The organism is Microbulbifer maximicatervae (SeqCode), assembly GCF_052467225.1.
The window spans coordinates 344,241-359,362 of sequence record NZ_CP174303.1; the positions used below are offsets into that span (position 1 = coordinate 344,241).

14 protein-coding genes are annotated in these 15,122 nt (G+C 51.2%); 1 reads left to right on the forward strand and 13 read right to left on the reverse strand.

The window, feature by feature from the left end:
• Nucleotides 1-182: 182 nt before the first annotated feature.
• The 12 genes from ubiD to proC all read right to left on the reverse strand — a co-directional run bounded on the left by ubiD (nucleotide 183) and on the right by proC (nucleotide 12,581).
• Complete coding sequence (gene ubiD, locus ACJJIZ_RS01390; protein WP_444914988.1) at nucleotides 183-1,649, reverse strand: 4-hydroxy-3-polyprenylbenzoate decarboxylase; 1,467 nt, start codon at nucleotides 1,647-1,649, stop codon at nucleotides 183-185.
• A gap of 156 nt (nucleotides 1,650-1,805) precedes the next feature.
• Nucleotides 1,806-2,075, reverse strand: a complete 270-nt coding sequence (rbp, locus tag ACJJIZ_RS01395) for an RNA-binding regulator (RefSeq protein WP_020413665.1) — start codon at nucleotides 2,073-2,075, stop codon at nucleotides 1,806-1,808.
• 275 nt (nucleotides 2,076-2,350) lie between these two features.
• Nucleotides 2,351-3,610, reverse strand: coding sequence for a transcription termination factor Rho (rho, locus tag ACJJIZ_RS01400; RefSeq protein WP_108731406.1), 1,260 nt, complete (start codon nucleotides 3,608-3,610; stop codon nucleotides 2,351-2,353).
• A gap of 365 nt (nucleotides 3,611-3,975) precedes the next feature.
• Nucleotides 3,976-4,305 carry a thioredoxin TrxA gene (gene trxA / locus ACJJIZ_RS01405; RefSeq protein WP_444895465.1) on the reverse strand — a complete coding sequence of 110 codons (330 nt, stop codon included), beginning with the start codon at nucleotides 4,303-4,305 and terminating at the stop codon, nucleotides 3,976-3,978.
• A 147-nt stretch (nucleotides 4,306-4,452) separates the two neighbouring features.
• On the reverse strand, nucleotides 4,453-5,667 hold the full coding sequence (gene hemW, locus ACJJIZ_RS01410; RefSeq protein ID WP_444914989.1) for a radical SAM family heme chaperone HemW: 1,215 nt from the start codon (nucleotides 5,665-5,667) through the stop codon (nucleotides 4,453-4,455).
• Complete coding sequence (gene rdgB / locus ACJJIZ_RS01415) at nucleotides 5,660-6,277, reverse strand: RdgB/HAM1 family non-canonical purine NTP pyrophosphatase (protein ID WP_444914990.1); 618 nt, start codon at nucleotides 6,275-6,277, stop codon at nucleotides 5,660-5,662. Before rdgB ends, hemW begins: the two co-directional genes overlap by 8 nt.
• A gap of 92 nt (nucleotides 6,278-6,369) precedes the next feature.
• On the reverse strand, nucleotides 6,370-6,819 hold the full coding sequence (locus ACJJIZ_RS01420; protein WP_413664060.1) for a DUF4426 domain-containing protein: 450 nt from the start codon (nucleotides 6,817-6,819) through the stop codon (nucleotides 6,370-6,372).
• Between the two features lie 140 nt (nucleotides 6,820-6,959).
• Nucleotides 6,960-7,550 carry a methionine biosynthesis protein MetW gene (metW, locus tag ACJJIZ_RS01425; RefSeq protein ID WP_282930320.1) on the reverse strand — a complete coding sequence of 197 codons (591 nt, stop codon included), beginning with the start codon at nucleotides 7,548-7,550 and terminating at the stop codon, nucleotides 6,960-6,962.
• Complete coding sequence (gene metX, locus ACJJIZ_RS01430) at nucleotides 7,550-8,734, reverse strand: homoserine O-succinyltransferase MetX (RefSeq protein WP_444916178.1); 1,185 nt, start codon at nucleotides 8,732-8,734, stop codon at nucleotides 7,550-7,552. The genes metW and metX overlap by 1 nt, the downstream gene beginning before the upstream one ends.
• A gap of 137 nt (nucleotides 8,735-8,871) precedes the next feature.
• The gene (locus tag ACJJIZ_RS01435; RefSeq protein ID WP_413664058.1) at nucleotides 8,872-10,839 is read right to left on the reverse strand and encodes a dynamin family protein; all 1,968 of its coding nucleotides are present in this window, start codon (nucleotides 10,837-10,839) and stop codon (nucleotides 8,872-8,874) included.
• Nucleotides 10,840-11,071: 232 nt separating this feature from the next.
• Complete coding sequence (locus tag ACJJIZ_RS01440) at nucleotides 11,072-11,680, reverse strand: YggT family protein (RefSeq protein WP_413664057.1); 609 nt, start codon at nucleotides 11,678-11,680, stop codon at nucleotides 11,072-11,074.
• Between the two features lie 67 nt (nucleotides 11,681-11,747).
• Nucleotides 11,748-12,581: a pyrroline-5-carboxylate reductase gene (gene proC / locus ACJJIZ_RS01445; RefSeq protein ID WP_444914991.1), complete on the reverse strand. Its 834-nt coding sequence runs from the start codon at nucleotides 12,579-12,581 to the stop codon at nucleotides 11,748-11,750.
• A 126-nt stretch (nucleotides 12,582-12,707) separates the two neighbouring features.
• Here proC and ACJJIZ_RS01450 point away from each other — a divergent pair, with 126 nt between their 5' ends.
• Nucleotides 12,708-14,723, forward strand: coding sequence for an alpha/beta hydrolase family protein (locus tag ACJJIZ_RS01450; protein WP_444914992.1), 2,016 nt, complete (start codon nucleotides 12,708-12,710; stop codon nucleotides 14,721-14,723).
• A gap of 77 nt (nucleotides 14,724-14,800) precedes the next feature.
• Here ACJJIZ_RS01450 and ACJJIZ_RS01455 read toward each other — a convergent pair whose 3' ends face one another.
• A complete protein-coding gene (locus ACJJIZ_RS01455; protein WP_444911926.1) occupies nucleotides 14,801-15,088 on the reverse strand; it encodes a hypothetical protein in 288 nt (95 codons plus the stop codon).
• Nucleotides 15,089-15,122 lie beyond the last annotated feature (34 nt).

Genomic DNA, 15,122 nt, shown 5'->3' on the forward strand with positions numbered 1-15,122 from the left:
AAAGCAATCCTTATAGTTAATTCAGGGCCACGGTCGAGCCCGTACCTGACTGCGACGCCAGCAGTAAAAGCTATAGATGCAAAGAAGGAAGAAAAAATAAAGAGTGACCGCTAAGCGGTCACTCTACTGAGCGCCATCAGAAGCGCTTATTCGGACGGGAGTACCGGGAATATGCGCCGTGCTTATTCGAGGCCCAATTTAGACCAAATTTCATCAACCTTTTTAACCACATTCGAGTCTCGCTCAATAGGTACACCCCACTCACGACTAGTTTCACCTTCCCATTTATTAGTCGCATCAAAGCCTATTTTTGAGCCTAAACCGGAGACTGGTGAAGCAAAATCTAAATAATCAATCGGAGTATTTTCTACCATCACCGTATCCCGCGCCGGGTCCATACGTGTGGTCATCGCCCAGATTACATCTTTCCAATCCCTGGCATTGACGTCTTCGTCAGCGACAATAACAAATTTGGTGTACATAAACTGACGCAGGAAAGACCAGACCCCCATCATTACCCGCTTGGCGTGACCCGCATACTGCTTCTTCATGGTGACCACGGCGAGACGGTAAGAACATCCCTCCGGCGGTAAATAAAAATCGACAATTTCGGGAAATTGCTTTTGCAGGATTGGCACAAAAACCTCGTTTAAAGCCTCTCCTAAAATCGCAGGTTCATCCGGTGGGCGCCCGGTATAGGTGCTGTGGTAAATGGGGTTTTTCCGGTGCGTAATCTTCTCTACCGTAAATACAGGGAAGCTGTCCACTTCGTTGTAGTAACCGGTGTGGTCCCCATAGGGCCCCTCATCAGCCATATCATCGGGATAGATAAAGCCTTCCAGAACATATTCGGCACTGGCAGGCACCTGAAGATCACTGAGTAAGGCATCGGTCACTTCTGTCTTATCCCCCCGCAGCAGGCCGGCAAAGGCATACTCAGACAAAGTATCCGGCACTGGGGTAACGGCCCCCAGAATTGTGGCGGGATCGGCACCCAGGGCAACAGCTACCGGATAGGGTTCACCGGGATGCTTCTTGCACCAGTCCCGATAATCCAGCGCACCCCCGCGATGACTGAGCCAGCGCATAATCAGGCGGTTCTTTCCGATTAATTGCATCCGGTATATGCCCAGGTTTTGCCGTTTCTTCTCAGGCCCTCGGGTAATTACTAAGGGCCAAGTGACCAGCGGAGCGGCATCTCCCGGCCAGCAGGTTTGGATTGGCAGCTGATGCAGATCAACCTGATCCTTCTCAAGGACTACCTGTTGGCAAACTGCACCCTTTACGACTTTTGGCCCCATATTCAGGACCTGCTTAAAGACCGGCAACTTCTCCCAGGCATCGCGGAGATTTTCCGGTGGCTGCGGCTCCTTGAGAAAAGCCAGCAGTTCTCCCACTTCACGCAGTTCGGCAACACTCTCTCTTCCCATCCCCAGGGCGACTCGCTCTGGTGTTCCGAAAAGATTGGCAAGAACTGGGGTCTCAAAGCCTACCGGGTTCTCAAACAACAATGCAGGCCCCTCAGCTCGCAATACGCGATCGGAAATTTCTGTCATTTCCAAAATGGGGTCAACAGGGTGCTTGATTCGTTTTAGTAGGCCGCGCTTTTCCAGCAACTTAATAAAGTCGCGTAGATCTTTATATTTCATGGGCTAACAAGGCGTGACTATAAACCAGAGCGCAGTGTAAAACAGAAGGCGCAGGATGGGTAACAACACACCAATTGGAATGAAGAGAGAGGCGGGAGGGAGTCGCGGCTCGCAAGCCTAGGCTGCGAGCCGCGGAAATAATAAGCTTTTTACAGCTTAGAAGCGGGGGCGACGCGGACGATCTTCGCGAGGCTTAGCTTCGTTAACGCGGATGTTACGGCCAGACAGCGGTTGGTCGTTCATCTCTTCGATAGCTTTGCGCGCTTCATCGTCGTTAGGCATTTCTACGAAACCGAAGCCTTTAGAGCGGCCAGTCTCACGGTCGGTGATAACAGTAGCCCGAGAGATCTCTCCGAATGCACCAAAAGCTTCGTGCAGGTCGTCAGAGGTTACCGCGTAGGCCAGATTTCCAATATAGATATTCACAAAAGGTTCTCACTAGGTGTGTGGGCTGTCGTGCAGTCACAAATGGATAACCAGCTCCACCAGATTAACCATTTGAGATTGGCCCTTTGCGGAGAAATAAACCCCTGGGCCAATTCAGTAAGGCGCGTTGCCTAAAATCCATATCAAGCGCCACAATGTGGAACTTTATATGCCTAATGGCTCGCCTTTTCAACAGTAATAGACGCAATTAATCGTCTTATTCTGCTCCTAATAAATAAAGAGCGCCTTTTTAGGCGCTACTTTATATACAAAAATTATTTCCGTTTCATGGATAGGAAGAATTCGTCATTTGTCTTGAAATCTTTCAATTTATCCACTAGGAATTCAGTCGATGCAACATCTTCCATATCGTGTAACAGCTTACGCAAAATCCACACTCGCTGCAGCTCGCCCTCAGGCATTAACAGCTCTTCCCGGCGAGTGCCGGATCTGCGCACATTAATGGCCGGATATACGCGTTTTTCAGCAATTTTGCGATCCAGCTGCAATTCCATATTACCGGTACCTTTAAATTCCTCGAAAATCACTTCGTCCATTTTCGAGCCGGTATCGATAAGTGCAGTAGCAATAATAGACAGACTTCCGCCTTCTTCAATATTTCGCGCTGCCCCAAAGAAGCGCTTCGGGCGCTCTAAGGCGTGAGCATCAACACCACCGGTTAATACTTTACCGGAGCTAGGAACTGTTGTGTTGTAAGCGCGAGCCAGGCGGGTGATAGAGTCGAGCAAGATAACCACATCTTTTTTGTGCTCAACCAGGCGCTTGGCTTTTTCAATTACCATTTCCGCAACTTGTACGTGACGTGCCGGCGGCTCATCAAAAGTAGAGGCAACAACTTCACCGCGCACGGAGCGCTGCATTTCTGTCACTTCCTCAGGACGCTCGTCAATCAGCAGTACGATCAAATGGCACTCTGGATTATTGCGCGTAATGGCCTGTGCCATATTTTGCAACATAATCGTTTTACCGGCCTTCGGCGGCGCAACAATCAAGCCGCGCTGGCCTTTCCCGATTGGAGCTACAAGATCAATAATACGACCAATCAGGTCTTCGGAGGAGCCGTTTCCGCACTCGAGGGTGAGGCGATCGTTGGGGAATAGAGGAGTGAGGTTTTCGAAAAGAATTTTGTTACGTGCGTTTTCCGGTTTGTCAAAATTAATTTCGTTAACTTTTAATAAGGCAAAATATCTTTCACCTTCTTTCGGTGGGCGAATCTTTCCGGAAATTGAGTCACCCGTACGTAAATTAAATCGGCGAATCTGACTTGGAGATACATATATATCATCCGGTCCCGCAAGATAAGAGGAGTCAGCAGAACGCAAAAATCCAAAACCATCTTGAAGGATTTCTAATACGCCGTCGCCATAAATATCTTCACCGCTTTTGGCGTGGCGCTTGAGGATATTGAAAATGATATCCTGCTTGCGCGAACGGGCCAGGTTTTCAAGGCCCATGCCTTTGGCTATTTCAATCAACTCTTCAATGGGTTTGGTTTTTAATTCGGAGAGATTCATACCAATTGCTTATTAATGTTTCTGTTGTCATATGGCGCGGACACGCCTGAAATTTTGAGGAGGGGTTTGATATTAGAGATTAGCTCGTTTATTTACCCGATACACCTAGGTACCTTTTCCTACCAAGACCACAGTACTCAGTAAACTTTTGCTCTCCATAATCAATTTATGGAGCATTATCAGAACAAGTTCAACTCGAGGAGTATACGCGCCGGGGATGGTCAGGGACCCTGTGGAGGGGCGTTTTGTCAGCTCGTCTCATTTAATTCAAGACCGCTGAACTATTTCAGAATTACAGCCAGTATAACGGGTGTTTCCAATCCTGCAAAGAAATTTACCCCCTTTGCAGGATGGAAACGACAGTCTTACAGCTGACCGTCGATAAACTCAGTCAGCTGCGCGCGGGACAGTGCGCCGACTTTAGTACCTTCGACATTGCCGCCTTTGAACAGCAGCAGCGTGGGGATACCACGGACATTATATTTGGCCGGGCTCTCTTTATTCGCATCAACGTCTACTTTTACGATCTTCAACTTATCGCCGTAGTGGCTTGCCAGGTCTTCCAGCACTGGAGCGATCATCTTGCACGGACCGCACCACTGTGCCCAAAAATCTACCAACACCGGGCCTTCAGCTTTGAGAACTTCTGCTTCGAATTCAGCGTCAGATACGTTGACGATTGAGTGCTCGCTCATATTGCATTCCTGTTCTTTAGTTACTCGATGCGTGGGCACCGCCAACGCATCTTCTCACGGTCACAGCGGTGGTTATACAGCTGCGATGCACCATTGCCCTCAAAATTGGGGCGCAAAATGGGATTTCAAGTCTTTCCTGCCACAGACTTACGCCTGCTCCAGGAAGCGCTGCAAAATCTCATCGATATAGTCAAAGCCAAAAGCCGTGGCAGCAATCCGCTTATCGAGACACTCTACAAGCTCCATTGCCATCAGGGTAGGCCATTGTTTTTGCAGCTCGGACATCGGTAATCCGGTGTAGCGGGTGAAAGTATCACTGGGAACACCATCCGCCAGGCGAAGGGCATTCATAAGAAACTCCAGTGGCAAATCCTCATTCTCAACCCTGTCAGTATGGGGTTCAGACAAGGCACTATGCAGCAGCTCGGGATGTTGCCTGGCGATAGACAAGTAGTCCCTCGGAGTGCGTGTGCGACGACTGCGCAGAATTTGCCCAGTTTCAGCTAGGGTTACCTTGCCATGAGCACCGGCACCAATCCCCAGATAATCTCCGAATGACCAATAATTAATATTATGGCGGGATTCAAGTTCGGGTTTGCTATAAGCCGACACCTCGTAACGACAATAGCCCTCGGACGCCAGTAGTTCGCGTCCGCTGCCCTGCATACTGGCGATCAGCTGGGAGCCGGGGGTGACTGGTGGCGCACTGTAGAATGCAGTATTTGGCTCAATCGTTAATTGGTACCAAGAAATATGCTCTGGAGCCAAGGAAATTGCTCGGCGCAAATCGCCAAGGGCTTCCACCTCGGTCTGATTGGGCAATCCGTGCATCAGGTCGAGGTTAATATTGTCAAAGCCCGCGCGACGCGCCATCGCCAGGGCACCTTCGGCCTCTTCTCCGCTGTGAATACGTCCCAACTGCTGTAGCTGATTGGAATCGAAGCTTTGCACTCCAATAGAAAGACGGTTAACTCCAGCAGATCGATAGCCAGTGAACTTGGCTTGCTCAAAAGTGCCGGGGTTGGCCTCCAGGGTTATCTCGACCCCCTCAGCAAAACCCACCACCTGCTCAGCAGCCTCCAGGATCTGCCCAATTGCTTGGGGGGAGAACAGGCTCGGCGTACCACCACCAAAAAAGATGGACTGCAATTTTCGCCCCTGCACCCAGGGCAACTGGCTGATCAGATCCAGGCGCAACTGCGCCACATACTCGGATTCCGGTAGGGCGTAGTCCGAATTAGCCCGGTCTCTATCAGCCTGGTGGGAGTTGAAATCACAGTAGGGACATTTGCGCACACACCAAGGGATATGGATATACAGGCTTAGTGGTGGCAGCTGTAATTCAGCAATCTGATCAGGCAAGGTCGGCACCCTGCATATTTTGCTGCCATAAAAGCTCAAATTGAGACATAGCCTGGGCCCTGTGGCTCAGCCGATTCTTCAAGTCTCTCGGCAGTTCAGCGGAGGTCATTCCCTCAGACTCAACAAAGAAAAGCGGGTCATAACCAAAACCCTGCTCTCCCGTCGGCTCCCGCAAAATTGTCCCGCTCCACTTTGCACTAGATACCAAAGGCACCGGGTCATCCCATTGCCGCACAAAAGCCAGCGCGCAGTGGAAACTGGCAGTGCGATGCTTAGATTCAACATCAACCATGGCCTCCAATAACTTCGCATTGTTTTTTTCATCAGTCGCCCCAGCACCTGAGTAGCGTGCAGAGTAAATTCCCGGCGCACCACTCAATGCATCTACCGACAGCCCGGAGTCATCGGCTAATGCCGGCAGGCCACTGATACGGCTGGCGTGGCGGGCCTTAATCAAAGCATTCTCAATAAAGCTCAATCCGGTCTCATCAGCGTCACTTACCCCAAAGTCAGACTGAGGAAGAACCTGTATATCCCATGAGGCGAACAGCTGTGAAAATTCGCGAAGTTTGCCGGCATTACCGCTGGCAAGAACAATTTTATTTACCATATTGCTTCAAACAAAAAGCGGGCCTCGGCCCGCGGTGAATCTTAAAGAAAGGGTTTCGACCAGCTCTCAGCCAGCGGAACCTTGGCAGATGTCTATCGGTTCAATCTGCGACGGAAAGTGATCGTCTCACTTTTACCATTGGGCAGCTTGATATCTACGTTAAAGGTAAGGGTCTCCTCATCCTCAAAGCGCAGGGGTGCGAGATAGTAAACAGCATCCCCTTCCCGAATTTCTTTGAACTTAAGTGGTCTTGACTGCTGGATCAGGTTGGTAGCTGTACCAGACATCTCAGCGCTAAGGCCATGAGTTCCGCCCTCTTTCTTGACGACAGAGACATTTACATAGGCCCGATCTTTTGCTCGAGCCAACTGGTACTGACGGGCGATATCCGGCTGGATAAAATCGCTATTGAACACTGAATAGACTACTCGATAGTCGCCAAAATCAGCGTAGTTCTTAATCGTACGCGCTTCTTGCGCGGCAGCGCCGACAGATAAAAATAGCAAGGCCACAGAAGCAGCCAGGGTAAGGATGCGTTTCACGCTCCACCTCCAGTTGTTATAGGCGCCACCTCTCCCGGCAGGTTTGGTGGTCAATTCCAGTCAGGCCCCCTCAGGAGTGCCTTTCTCGATCTATTTATCGCGCCAAAGTCCTCCACAAAAGAGCTGGCGCAAATCTTAGTTTAGCGAGTTAGGTGATAGATGGCTGTCTCACCAAACAAATTTGGTAAAAAGTCTTTGAATGCCCGCCCAACCATGGACTCAGAAACCACTTGCCGATGCAGAATCGCCCAGCCGTTTTCTCGGCATAACACCTCAAAGTCTGTAAAAGTACAAAAGTGAATATTGGGAGTGTCATACCATTCGTATGGCAATAAGTCGGATACTGGCATGCGCCCGGAGAATGCGAGGTGCCAGCGGGCCTTCCACTGCCCAAAATTGGGAAACGTAATAATGCAATCCCGCCCAACCCGGAGCATTTCCTCTACCACTAAATGAGGCTGACTCAAGGTTTGCAGTGCCTGGGTCATCACCACAGCATCAAAGCTGCCATCAGCAAAATTTCCCAGCCCTGTATTCAGATTTTGCTCGACAACATTGACCCCACGGGCCACACATCGCTCTATTTGCTCGGGATCAATCTCCAGGCCATAGCCTTTCACATTTTTATTTCTCCCCAGCTGATCGAGCAGTGCACCATCGCCACAGCCGAGGTCGAGAACCCGGCTGTTGGGAGCGATCCATTCCTGGATCACATCCAAATCTATCCGCATCAGTACACCTCCTCAGCAATTTCTGCCGCAACTCTCTGCATATAGGCACGAAATACACCTTCATAACGACCATTGGGCAGCAGGAAGGCATCGTGTCCCATTGCTGACTCTACTTCGGCATAGCTGACTGGAATATCCGCGTGCATCAGGGCATCGGCGATTTCCCTCGAGCGCTCCGGCGCAAAGCGCCAATCAGAAGTAAATGACACCAATAAAAACCGGCACTTGGCACGGGAGAAGGCCTCTACCGGGTCATCCCCGTATTCCCGAGCTAAGTCGAAGAAATCCAGCGCTCGAGTCATCAGAATGTAAGTATTAGGATCGAAGGTGGTGGAAAAACTGGCTCCCTGGTAGCGCAGATAACTTTGTATCTGAAACTCCACTTCTTCATCCGACCCCTGCTGAAAGCTGCCACTGCGCAATTCTCGACCAAACTTGCGCCCCAACCCATCGTCAGACAGATAAGTGATATGCCCGATCATTCGCGCAACGGCCAGGCCTCTACGGGGTAACTTATCCTGTTGGAGGTAGTGCCCATCACAAAAGTCCGGATCGGATGTTATCGCCTGGCGTGCGGTCTCATTAAACGCGATATTCTGCGCAGATAACTTCATGGCAGAGGCAATCACCACACAGTTACGCAGGCGCTCAGGGTATTCCAGTGACCAGCGCATCGCCTGCATTCCACCGAGACTGCCGCCAACAACCGCCGCCCACTGTCGAATGCCTAGCATATCCGCCAGACGCGCTTGGCTGTGGACCCAGTCGCGGACACGCAGTGATGGAAAATCCGGCCCCCAGGTAGTGCCGGTATCCGGGTTGATGGATACGGGGCCGGTAGATCCGTGGCAACCGCCGAGATTATTAACAGACACCACGAAGAAATGATTAGTATCTATCGGCTTACCCGGACCGATATAGTGGTCCCACCACCCCGGACGCTTATCATCGATACTGTGTCGCCCCGCAGCGTGATGATGCCCAGACAGAGCATGACAGATCAGAACTGCGTTAGTCTTTTCCCTATTGAGTTCACCGTAAGTCTCATAAACCAGAGTGTAATTTTTCAGTACTCGACCACAGGCCAATTCCAGCGGTTCACTAAAGTGATGGCTTTTAGGCTCAACAAGGCCCACGGAGCCTGGGTCACTGGTAGTTGCGGTTTGGGCTTCCGCAGAAGCGATAGGATTTTCCGTTGACAAGGCACTGTATCTGTCAGGTTGAAAGGTGCTGCCTGGCAAATTGCCGAAGCAGTCAGTGAATAAGATCACTGCAACTTATAACAAATGCCAGTCAGAACCAATATCAATTAGCACCCAATTCAGGTGGTATGGGAGGCCTTCAAGGGGGTTACATTGTGCGCGCGCGGCGCCGGCGCAACCGGCTGTGGTGCAGAGCTGTTGTGCCGCAATAAATCCTCTAACGCCACCAGCGCCTTATCATTGCGCTGAACCTCATCCTCGAGAGTTCGAAGATCCGTGCGACGACTGCGAGTTTTCTGTTTCAACTCGGTGAGCTTAATCAAATGGCGATTGAGTAATTGTTTCTGATACTGCGCATGCTGTTTAAGAGGCTCAAGAGCCTGCTCTAACCAATTTTCCGCTTTGTTACCCATATCGTCGTACAGCCGACCCACTTCACTGGCAAGCGTGGTAATAAAGCGCTCGCTGAGACGGCTGCGGCGCGCCAATAACAGCTGTGGGGATCGCCTCAGCTGAGCGGCCTGGCGATGCAGTCCACGCAACGCGAAGCGAAATTTGCGGATAGTAAAATACTGCTCGGCATCATCGACTTTCTTCAAGCTGGAGCGCTCAAATACAGCGTCGAGCAAGCGATTAGCCTGATCCACTTCCCGCTCGAGGTTAGACATCTGATGATCTACCCCTTCCATAAAAGTATCGATAGCCCTGGCCATGCCCATAGGCGTCCAACGGCGATTGAGAGTAGCCAGGGTATCGTCAATCAACGCCTGCAACTGCTGTCTGGATATTGGCGCCAACAAAGAAGTACTTTGTCGTGTAAGCATTCTCTGGCTGGATTTGAGCGTCAGCAATTCCTGATGACAAATCTTATGCTGCTCGCGCACAGTCGTCTGCAACTGTTCCAACTCTGCCAATTGCTCTGAGGTGTTGCCACTATTGCGCTGCAGGTGAGCCAGCGCTGCCCGACCACTATTCAAACGACGCTTGAGTAGATCGCGGGTATCAGCCATCAGGGTGAGAGCTTGATGCAGTGAGCGGTGCTCGGCCATTTTATGCCGGTGCTCCAACAGGCGCTGAACCAGCATCCTTTCAAACTCACCGAAGCGGCTGCTTCGCACCAAATCCGCATCCCGCTGCTGGCGCCCCAACAAAGCCATTTTTGCAGAGACACCGGCTACACTTTCCTGAGGCAGAGACAAGAGACCGGCCACTTCGCTGCGCATGCGTCGCAACAGCAGCTCAGCATCCTCCTCCGGATCATCCCAAAGCACATCCATCTTGTTGAGCAGGGCCATTACGGATGTTCCGCGATGCTCTTGCAATGGCGCCAGGTGAGTCTCCCACATACTCATATCGGTACCACTTACCCCAGCATCGGCAGCCAGCAGAAAGGCAACCGCCTGGGCCCCGGGCAACGTACTCAATGTGAGCTCCGGCTCATTGCCGAGGGCGTTCAGTCCCGGGGTATCAATAATACGCAACCCCTGATCCAGCAATGGGTGCGGCAGACAAATCAAAGCAAAGCGCCAGGCGGGGATCTCAACTAGATTCCCTTTGCCATCCAAGTGGCGCCGATCGAAGCCATAGCGAGCGGCCTCTTCCGGCATTACTGACTTGGTCGAGGCAACCTTCAATAAAGTCTCTCGGGTCGCCTCGGGATCATTGGCATCAAACTCGTGAGTTACCCACTTTTGCGGAATTCGACGGAAGCTCTCCAGGCTGGTATTCGTCGCCAGGGTCTCAATCGGAAGCAGACGCAAACTGGCGCGCTCGCCGCCATCACTGAAAATTTCCGTGGGACACATAGTGGTGCGCCCCGGTCTTGAGGGCAGTAGACGCTGTCCGTAAGTTTGCGACAACAGGGCATTGAGCAGTTCAGTTTTCCCCCGTGAAAACTCCCCAACTAAAACCAGGGTGAACTGATCATCTGCAAGTAGGGCACGGGCCTGCTGTACAACCTGGCAGGCACCAGCAGAATTAGAGAAGTGCTGTTCAAGCCATTGGCTGAAGTGGGCAAACTGGCGATCGAGATTCTTTTTCCAACGGTCGTAGTCAGAAATATGCTGGCGTAAAAGTGCGTCTTCCATTTCACGGTGTTCTTGTTATTGAGACCCGGAACTACCGGCCCCTACTAAGACAAGAGAAAGAGCCGTCAGTCGATAGTATAAGAGTCTAACACCGCGCCAAATACGATCTAGTGCGCACAGGTGAAGAAATGTTCAGCCGGTCACAATTTAAGAAACCTTCGAACAACTGCGCAAGCCCCAGAGGGCGGGGCTTGAAAGATGCAGGGGATATTTTGGAGTGATTAGAGTCCGGTTAAAAGCCGGGGATATGCCAAAACAGGCTGTACACGAAAGCCGGCATGTTGGCCATTTGGGCAAAACCAATAAGCAGCCTGTTAATCACAGTGAGCAGGATAAAGACAAATATCGGGCTGATATCAATCACCCCCAACGGCGGAATCAAGCGTCGCACAGGTCCGCAAAATGGCTCCAGGAGTTGGTGCAGTAAAATTAAAATTGGATGGCCGCTATTCGGCGCAATCCAGCTGGCAACGATGGAGACCAATAAGCCGACAAACACCATCGCTATCACAGTGGAAACACAGCCGATCAACGACCACAGCAGGGCACTGAGGGGGTTAACCAGGCCGTAACCTGCAATCATGGCGCAAGCCATAATCATCGCCCAACCGACTATCAACGCCAGCACTACTGAGGCCATATCGACGCCAAAAAGTCCTGGCACCACTTTGCGCAGCGGCAGCAGCAAAGGGTTGGTGACCTTCACAACTCCCTGAGATATGGGGTTGTAAAAATCCGCACGGCCCAACTGCAATAGGAAACGCAATAACACGGCGAAAAGGAACAAAATGCCCAGTATGCCCACGACATAAACGCCGATATCGCTGAAGGTATTGACCATGGATAAACCCTAAACAAAAAGATTTTCAGCAGCCACTGCTGCACCTACCCAATTGGATCGGAACCTGTTACCGATCCAATTCCTTTGCCATTTCTGTCGCCCGCTCCTCGCAATCGCGCATGGCATCGGCCACTAATTGCGGCAACCCACCCTGCTCGAACCGTTGAACAGCTCGCTCAGTGGTTCCACCTGGTGACATCACATTGCGCTTCAACTGGGCGACGTCAACATCGCTGGCGACCGCCAGTTTGGCGGCGCCCAGGGCAGTTTGCAACACAAGGCGCTCCGCATCCGCACGGGCAAGACCACCAGCGGAAGCCGCATCAATCATGGCCTCCATAAACTGGAAAAAGTAAGCCGGCGCCGATCCCGCTACCGCAATCACCTGATCGATACCGCGCTCTTCCTCAACCCAGTATGAGATGCCTACCGCATCGACGATGCGCCCGGCGAGTTCCTTCTGTTCGCCCGTAACCTTGCTATCGGCATAAAGACCGGTAACTCCGGTTTGCACCAGGGCCGGGGTATTAGGCATAGCCCTGACAATAGGGAGGTGCATTCCCATCCAACGATGGTAAGCCGCGAGCGGAATTCCCGCAGCAAAAGTGATAATCAAGGGCGAGCGATCCACCAAATGGGGTTTCAGTCCCTCACAAAGTTCTCGCATAACCTGCGGTTTCACCGACAGCACAATTACATCGGCATCGACAATAGCGGCAACATTATCGTCACTAATAGCTACCCCGTGGCTCTCGGCAAAAGCATTGAGCTTGTCCCGATCACGGCCTGTAGCAGTGATCCGGTCCGCCGGATAACCGGAGGCCACCAAACCACCGATCACTGCCCCCGCCATATTGCCGGCACCACCAATAAAAACCATCTTAGGGTTCGCTGTACTCACTCATATCACCTTGGGCGGTTACAAAAATTTTGTCGCTTTTCCCCGTTCGGGGCATTCCGCTAATATGTGGCCGCCAGATTCAAATAACAAGAGAGCCATACCAAGTGGCTCCTAACGGAGGACAGTATGCAAAAAGGATGGCGTTCACTGCTTATAGCGACACTGATCACTGCGACCAGTGCAGCTGGTGCAGTAGAAACTCGCACGCTAAATAACGGCCAATTGGTACTCGAAGATGTGCCAAACATTCCCCAAACTATCATCAATGAGCTCAATCGTTATCAAAACGTACGCTCAGCTAGCTTCCGGGGCTGGGACCTTGACGGTAACGGTATCTATGTCAGTACCCGCTTCGGCGAAGTTTCTCAATTACACAAGGTAGAGAATGCTGGTGGCGCTCGCCGACAACTAACTTTTTTCGAAGAGCCGATAGGCGGTATGTCTACCCGCCCGGAGCATCGCCAGCTGGCATTCACCATGGATGCCGGTGGCAATGAATACGCCCAGATTTTCCTGTTTGATACAGAAAACGGCACTAGCGAGATGATTACCGATGGTGAATCTCGCAATGGCAGTATTCTCTGGAATAAGCAGGGCTCAGCTATCGCTTACCAGAGTACTCGCCGAGATGGCAGGGCCAATGATATATGGCTAACCACTTTCGACGGTGACAAAAAAGAAGACCGCTTGATCCTTAAGTCTGAGGATGGCAGTTGGTGGGGGCCCAGTGATTTCTCACAATCCGGCAGCCAAATTTTGGTCATGCAATATATCTCCTCCACTCGATCCAATGTCCATTTACTGGATCTCGACAGCGGCGAAGTCTCACTACTCGCCGGCACGAGCGATGAAGAGGCTGATTCCCGCAATTTCCCAGCGGGTTTCAGTTATGACAATCATTCGGTTTATATCATCTCTGACAAAGGGCGCGAATTTACCCAACTGATCCGCAAAGACCTGGAGAGTGGCAGTGAAAAGATAATTACCTCCGATATCCCCTGGGATATCAGCAGCTTTATCCTAAGTAAAGACGGTCGCCGCGGCGCTTTTGTCGCCAACGAAAATGGTATGTCCACCCTCTATCTATACGATCCACGCAATGACCGCTACCGCAAGGTCGACTCGCTGCCGATCGGTCTTATCGGCGGAATAGAATTTAACCCCGAAGGTGATAAGCTGGCCCTAACCCTAAACACACCTAAAACTCCCTCCGATTCCTTTGTCATGGACCTTGGCCGCCGCCCGCTATCCAGTGGTGACCTTACCCGATGGACATTCAGTGAAGTCGGTGGTCTCGACAGCGAAAGCTTTGTCGAACCCGAACTGGTGCACTATCCGACTTTCGACGAGGTGGATGGAAAGCCGCGTGAAATTCCCGCATTCGTCTATAAGCCGCGTAATGCCAAAGGCCCTGTACCTGTGGTTATTTCAATCCACGGTGGCCCTGAAGGACAGTACCGTCCCATGTTTTCCAGCACATACCAGCTGTGGCTAGAAAAACTTGGCGTTGCTGTAATTGCTCCAAATGTACGCGGGTCCGCTGGTTATGGTAAGAGCTACCTAGCCATGGATAACGGCTACAAGCGCGAGGACTCAGTTAGGGATATCGGTGCTCTTCTGGACTGGATTGCTACCCAGCCTGACCTGGATCCGGAACGCGTTGCTGTGTTTGGCGGCAGCTACGGTGGTTACATGGTGCTGGCCAGTAGTGTTTACTACTCCGATCGTTTAAAAGCAGCAGTGGATATCGTCGGCATCTCTAACTTTGTCACCTTCCTCACCAATACCAAGAGCTATCGTCGCGACCTTCGTCGAGTCGAATACGGTGATGAGCGGGATCCGCAGATGCGCGCTTTCCTGGAAAAAATCAGCCCCAACAACAATGTGGACAAGATCCAGGTGCCAATGTTTGTAGTGCAGGGACAAAATGACCCTCGGGTACCTGTCACCGAGGCTGAGCAAATCGTGGCTGCACTTCGTGAGAATGGCAATCAAGTCTGGTATATGAACGCACTCAATGAAGGGCACGGCTATCGCAAGAAAGAGAACAGTGATGCCTTTACCCAGGCAACAGCTCTCTTCTTTGCCGAACACCTACTAAGTGAAAATCAAAAAAAGCAGCTCAGCTTGAATGAACAATAATTATTTGTTCCCAGAAAAAGAAAACGGCCTTTAGGGCCGTTTTCTTTTAATAACTGAACTATGTAAGGAACCCCTGATTAGCTAAACAGAAAGGGAAATGTTTCCACAATCGCAATCAAGTTAAGAACAATCGCCAATATCCAAAGCCAATAACGGCTCTTATCCCCGAATATCCCGGTAACAGCCGAATTCAAAAAGCCGGTAACCAATGAGATTTTGGGAGATATAAATGCAATCAGGCAGATAAAAGCCAACCACTCAAGCGCCACCCAGGTCACCAGCACACTATTCGTTACAGACAAAGATAGAACTGCGCTCACTGATAAAAGCAGCAGCAATACATCTACAGTCCCAGATTTTGTCATCCCATATCCCAAGAAAGTCTACTTGCGTACTAAT

Bases quoted from the DNA above. Each gene is read 5' to 3' on its own strand.
- ubiD (WP_444914988.1), bottom strand. From the start codon at position 1,649: ATGAAATATAAAGATCTACGCGACTTTATTAAGTTGCTGGAAAAGCGC.
- rho (WP_108731406.1), bottom strand. From the start codon at position 3,610: ATGAATCTCTCCGAATTAAAAACCAAACCCATTGAAGAGTTGATTGAA.
- trxA (WP_444895465.1), bottom strand. From the start codon at position 4,305: ATGAGCGAGCACTCAATCGTCAACGTATCTGACGCTGAATTCGAAGCA.
- rdgB (WP_444914990.1), bottom strand. From the start codon at position 6,277: ATGGTAAATAAAATTGTTCTTGCCAGCGGTAATGCCGGCAAACTTCGC.
- metW (WP_282930320.1), bottom strand. From the start codon at position 7,550: ATGCGGATAGATTTGGATGTGATCCAGGAATGGATCGCTCCCAACAGC.
- ACJJIZ_RS01435 (WP_413664058.1), bottom strand. From the start codon at position 10,839: ATGGAAGACGCACTTTTACGCCAGCATATTTCTGACTACGACCGTTGG.
- ACJJIZ_RS01440 (WP_413664057.1), bottom strand. From the start codon at position 11,680: ATGGTCAATACCTTCAGCGATATCGGCGTTTATGTCGTGGGCATACTG.
- ACJJIZ_RS01450 (WP_444914992.1), top strand. From the start codon at position 12,708: ATGCAAAAAGGATGGCGTTCACTGCTTATAGCGACACTGATCACTGCG.
- ACJJIZ_RS01455 (WP_444911926.1), bottom strand. From the start codon at position 15,088: ATGACAAAATCTGGGACTGTAGATGTATTGCTGCTGCTTTTATCAGTG.